At 63.0% G+C, this 5,000-nt stretch carries 2 protein-coding genes, 1 tRNA gene, 2 rRNA genes and 1 pseudogene (1 of these 6 running past the window's edge); 4 read left to right on the top strand and 2 right to left on the bottom strand.

Annotated features, from left to right (window positions below; genetic code table 11):
* The 3 genes from QE379_RS00540 to QE379_RS00530 all read left to right on the top strand — a co-directional run.
* Positions 1–685: ribosomal RNA gene (locus QE379_RS00540) — 23S ribosomal RNA — on the top strand (it extends 2,138 nt beyond the left edge of the window).
* Between the two features lie 132 nt (positions 686–817).
* Positions 818–932: ribosomal RNA gene (gene rrf, locus QE379_RS00535) — 5S ribosomal RNA — on the top strand.
* 61 nt (positions 933–993) lie between these two features.
* Positions 994–1,070 (top strand) — tRNA-Met (locus tag QE379_RS00530).
* A gap of 275 nt (positions 1,071–1,345) precedes the next feature.
* On the opposite strand, the gene QE379_RS00525 is transcribed toward QE379_RS00530, so the two are convergent.
* Positions 1,346–2,481 (bottom strand): IS3 family transposase gene (locus tag QE379_RS00525; RefSeq protein ID WP_373461837.1). Its coding sequence is split into 2 segments (ribosomal slippage): positions 1,346–2,250 and positions 2,250–2,481, totalling 1,137 coding nucleotides; the frame shifts between segments, so codons are not numbered across the junction.
* Positions 2,482–2,744: 263 nt separating this feature from the next.
* Between QE379_RS00525 and QE379_RS19545 the strand changes: the two genes are divergently transcribed.
* Complete coding sequence (locus tag QE379_RS19545; protein WP_373461698.1) at positions 2,745–3,149, top strand: IS3 family transposase; 405 nt, start codon at positions 2,745–2,747, stop codon at positions 3,147–3,149.
* Here QE379_RS19545 and QE379_RS19540 read toward each other — a convergent pair.
* Positions 3,126–5,000, bottom strand: a pseudogene (locus QE379_RS19540) (TonB-dependent siderophore receptor); the annotation flags it as partial. The gene QE379_RS19545 and the pseudogene QE379_RS19540 sit on opposite strands and share 24 nt — an antisense overlap.

The raw sequence follows: 5,000 nt of genomic DNA, 5'->3' as shown, positions 1-5,000 counted from the left end.
CCTCGTACCGTGAAACCGGTACAGGGACCCTCTGTGGCGGGTAGTTTGACTGGGGCGGTCGCCTCCTAAAGAGTAACGGAGGCGCGCGAAGGTTGGCTCAGGCCGGTTGGAAACCGGCTGTTAGAGTGCAATGGCATAAGCCAGCCTGACTGCGAGACTGACAAGTCGAGCAGAGACGAAAGTCGGTCATAGTGATCCGGTGGTCCCTCGTGGAAGGGCCATCGCTCAACGGATAAAAGGTACGCCGGGGATAACAGGCTGATAACCCCCAAGAGCTCATATCGACGGGGTTGTTTGGCACCTCGATGTCGGCTCATCACATCCTGGGGCTGGAGCAGGTCCCAAGGGTTTGGCTGTTCGCCAATTAAAGTGGTACGTGAGCTGGGTTCAGAACGTCGCGAGACAGTTTGGTCCCTATCTGCCGTGGGCGTCGAAATTTGAGAGGAGTTGACCCTAGTACGAGAGGACCGGGTTGAACGTACCTCTGGTGTACCTGTCGTCGTGCCAACGGCGCAGCAGGGTAGCTATGTACGGACGGGATAACCGCTGAAAGCATCTAAGCGGGAAGCCTCCCTCAAGATAAGATTTCTCAGGACGGTCGAAGACCACGACCTTGATAGATCGGATGTGGAAGTGCGGTAACGCATGGAGCTAACCGATACTAATTGTCCTATTCGCGCTTGAGAGCTCCACACCCCCACCATCAGCCCTGGGCTGATGACTGAGAGTGCGGTCATCAATACAGCCAGTGCACGCATCGATTTTATACCCAATTCCCTCGACCATCCGTCGAGGGTCGTATTCGCGGACTCTATTGCCTGGTGGCCATAGCGTCGGTGTCCCACCCGATCCCATCCCGAACTCGGCCGTGAAACCCGACTGCGCCAATGGTACTACTGCTCAAGCAGTGGAAGAGTAGGGCGTCGCCAGGCATTATAGTCCGCGTATACACAAAAAAACCCATTCACAATTTCCACCGTATCCCAAATTCGGCGCGGGGTGGAGCAGCCCGGTAGCTCGTCAGGCTCATAACCTGAAGGCCGCAGGTTCAAATCCTGCCCCCGCAACCATCCCACACACATATACGCCCGCCAAGTCACACCACCTCGCGGGCTTCCCGGCGTTCACGCCAACAGCGCGCTCGACCTACTCGCAACCGAGATCAGGTCCGGCCAGCGGGCCTCATACGCTTGCCTATATACGCCTTCCACCGCCCCGCTCTCGGTCGCCTGATCTGCTCCCCAGAAATCATGCCATTGGTAAGTTAGCTCGTCAGGGAGACGAGCGATGCGACGTTCTACAGCTGGAAGGCGAAATATGGCGGAATTGACGTGACCCCGGTCTTTCATCCAGCGGCAACCAGAGACCGACCGTGGTTTTCGCGCATAAGCGCAGGTGAAGCAACGGGCGGGGTTAACCCCGCCCGTTGCTGTTCGAGCCCGGCAGCGAAGGCTGCCGGAGTGGCGTAGCCGAGCGAGGAGTGCGGACGCTCGTTGTTGTAGTCGTCGACCCAGCGGGCCAGAATCGAGCGGGCCTGACCGATGGTGAAGAACAGCGTCTCGTTGAGCAGCTCGTCGCGCATGCGACCGTTAAAGCTCTCGACGAACCCGTTCTGCGTGGGCTTGCCCGGCGCGATGTAATGCCACTCGATGCGGGCATCGCCGGACCAGGCGAGCACCGCGTTCGACGTCAGTTCGGTCCCGTTGTCGCTGACGATCATCTTCGGCCTGCCACGCTCGGCGATCAGATCGGCCAGCTCGCGCACGACCCGCCGGCCCGAGATCGACGTGTCCACCACCGCCCGAAGGCATTCGCGCGTGACGTCATCGACGATGTTGAGCACGCGGAACCGACGGCCGGTCACGAGCTGGTCGTGGACGAAGTCCAGACTCCAGCGCTGGTTGGGAAGCGCCAGCACTGACGCGGGCGCACGGCTGCCTGTGGCGCGCCTTCGTCCCTTCCGGCGCCTGACCGTCAAACCCTCCTCACGATAGAGCCGCTGGGTCTTCTTGCGGTTGATCGTGATGCCGTCCCGGCGCAGCAGGATGTGCAGACGCCGATAGCCGAACCGTCGGCGTTGCTGCGCCAGCTCGCGCAGCCGCGACCGCAGGTCGCCATCATCCGCCCGGCACGAGCGATACCGCATGCTCGTGCGGTCTGCCCCAACGACCGTGCATGCCCGCCGCTCGCTCATCCCCAGCGTCGCCTGGAGATGCGCGACCGCTTGCCGCTTCGCGGCGGGCGTCACCACTTTTTTGACAGCAGGTCTTTCAACCCCGCATTGTCCAGCATCGTGTCCGCCAGTAGCCGTTTGAGCCGGGCGTTCTCCTCTTCGAGCGACCGCAGGCGCTTTGCGTCGGACACCTCCAGGCCGCCGAACTTCGCCTTCCACGCATAGTAAGTCGCGCTCGACATCCCGTGCTTGCGGCACAGCTCCGTCACCACCGCACCCGCCTCGGCCTCCTTCAGGATGCCGATGATCTGCTCTTCCGAAAACTTGCTTCCGCTTCATTCCGTCCGTCCCTTTAAGGAGACGGTCTCTACTTCCAGTTGGATGAAGAAACGGGGGTCACGTCAGAATGACCGTGTCGGAGGCGGCGCGGTTGCGGACGCTGGAGGACGAGAACCGTCGGCTGAAGAAGCTGTTGGCGGGTCGATGCTGGACGTGTCGGCATTGAAGGATCTGCTGGGAAAAAGCTGACCCGGTCTCTTGATCGCTACGCTACGCTGCGGTGGAGAAGCTGATGGCCGACCACGGCTCCTCCGAGCCTCGCGCCTGCAAGCTGATCGGGGTCAATCGGTCGGCATGGCAATATGAGCCGCTTCGCGGGAAGGACGATGCTGTCCGCGAGCGGATGCGCGAGATCGCGAATGAACGTCGCCGGTTCGGCTATTGCCGGCTGGCGATCCTGCTCAGGCGCGAGGGCAAGGGCATGAACTGGAAGAAGGTGTACCGGCTGTATCGCGAAGAACTGCTGACGGTGCGCAAGCCTGGCGGCCGGAAACGGGCGCTGAGCACGCGAGCGCCGATGGCGATCCCGCAGGAACTCAACCGGCGCAGGTCGTTCGCACTCCATGTCGGTCAAGCCGCCACCGGGGGCAAGGCCGGTGAGGCCAAGACGGGGTTAGAGCCGATATCCCAGCGATAGCATCACGTTGCGCGGGGCCGATACGAAACAGTCCCCGCGGGCGAGGCAGGAGGCATAGCCGCGGTTGTCGAGGAGGTTGGTGGCGTTGAGGCGCAGCCGCCAGCGGTCGCGCTCCAGCTCGACCAGCGCGTCGACCATCGTGCGTGCCGGGGTGACGATCGTCCAGGCGGCATTGCCCGACACCTGCTGCCCCAGATAGCGCACGCCCGCGCCCAGTCGCAGCGTTGCCCAGTCCCCCTGAAACGTCTTCGTGCCCCAGGCGGACGCGGTATGGCGCGACAGATAACCGATCTCGCCCGTATCGCCGTCCACATCGTTGAAGCCATAGGCAAGCGACAGGTCGTAATTGCGCGGGCAGGGTGCGCGTTGCCTCCAATTCGAACCCCTGGGTGGTCAACTCGCCCGCTTGGATCTGGCTCAGCGGGTTGCTGGGATCGGGGACGGGTCGGTTCCGCTCCTTGATGCTGAAGCCGGTGAGCGTGACGAGCGTCGCACGGTCGGGCTGCCACTTCACGCCGCCTTCGAACTGCTGGCCGGTCTGCGGGCGGAAGGGGATGCCGGCGCTGGTCTGGCCGGCGACCGGCTGGAAGCTTTCGGTGTAGCTGAAAAAGGGCGACAGGCCCGCGCCCACGTCACCGATAATGCCGGCGCGGAAGGTCGTGGCGGCGTCGGTGGTTCGGCTGATCGCGCCGCTCGTCGTGTTGAGGCTGGCGGTGCGCACATGGTCGCGCCGTGCGCCGAGCACCACCGAGACGCGGTCCCACAGCCGGATCTGGTCCTGGAAATAGAGGCCGAGCTGCTTCTGCGTGTCGCGGGTGAACGGTGCGGTCAGCGGCGGCTCGACGATCGACGCATAGTCGATGTCATACAGGTCGATGACCTGCGAAAAGTCGTAATTGTCGCTCTTGCGGACCTGGTTCCAGCTATAATCGACGCCCGCGAGCAGGGTGTGCTCCACCGCCGCGCCGGTGTTGAAGCGCCACTGGACATTGTTGTCGGTGGAAAAGACGTTCAGCCGCGCGACCGACGATCCCGCGATCAGGGGAATCAGCCGTCCGTTGCTGCCCGGCACATAAGGATTGGTCGGATTGCCGTAGCTGTTGGTATAATGGGTAAAATAGTCGAGGTCGCTGTCGATGTAGCGCGCCTTCAGGCTGAGCTTCAGATCGTCGGTGAAGCGATGGGTGATGAGGCCCGATCCCTGAAGAAGCCGCCCGTCATAGCGGTCGTAACCCGGCTTGCCGACGAACAGGTAGCGCGGCAGGCGCGGGTTGCCGGGATTGTCGCGCAGCGTGCCGATGATCGGCAGGAAGTTCGCGGTCGAGCCGCTATGGTCCTTCTGATAGAGGCGCCAGCAGCGTCACGTCGGTGCGTGCGCCCGGTCGCCAGGTGACGGACGGGGCGATCATCACCCGGTCGTCGGCGACATGGTCGACATAGGTGTCGGCATCCCGCACCCGCGCGACGATCCGCGCGGCCAGCGTATCGCCCAGCGTTCCGTTGACGTCGGCCAGCACCTCCTTGCGGTCATAGCTGCCATAGACGAGGCTCATATCGGCGCTGTTGGTGAACAACGGCGTCTTCGACACGAGGTTGACGATCCCGCCGATCGAGCCCTGCCCGAACAACACCGAGGCGGGGCCACGCACCACCTCGACCCGCGAGAAATTATAGGGGTCGGACGCAATGCTGGCATAATAGCTGAAGATGTCGCGCATCCCGTCGCGGAATTGCAGCGCATTGACCCCGCGGATGGTGAAGCTGTCGACGCGCGTGTCGCGGCCATAGGCGTCGGAATTGACGCCGGCGGCATAGCGCACCGTGTCGGCGATGTTGATCGCACCTTGCGCC

It is taken from the genome of Sphingomonas sp. SORGH_AS_0879 (assembly GCF_030819175.1).
Classification (GTDB): Bacteria; Pseudomonadota; Alphaproteobacteria; order Sphingomonadales; family Sphingomonadaceae; genus Sphingomonas.
This window is presented reverse-complemented; position numbering and strand designations above follow the sequence as displayed.

Bases quoted from the DNA above. Each gene is read 5' to 3' on its own strand.
- QE379_RS19545 (WP_373461698.1), top strand. From the start codon at position 2,745: ATGGCCGACCACGGCTCCTCCGAGCCTCGCGCCTGCAAGCTGATCGGG.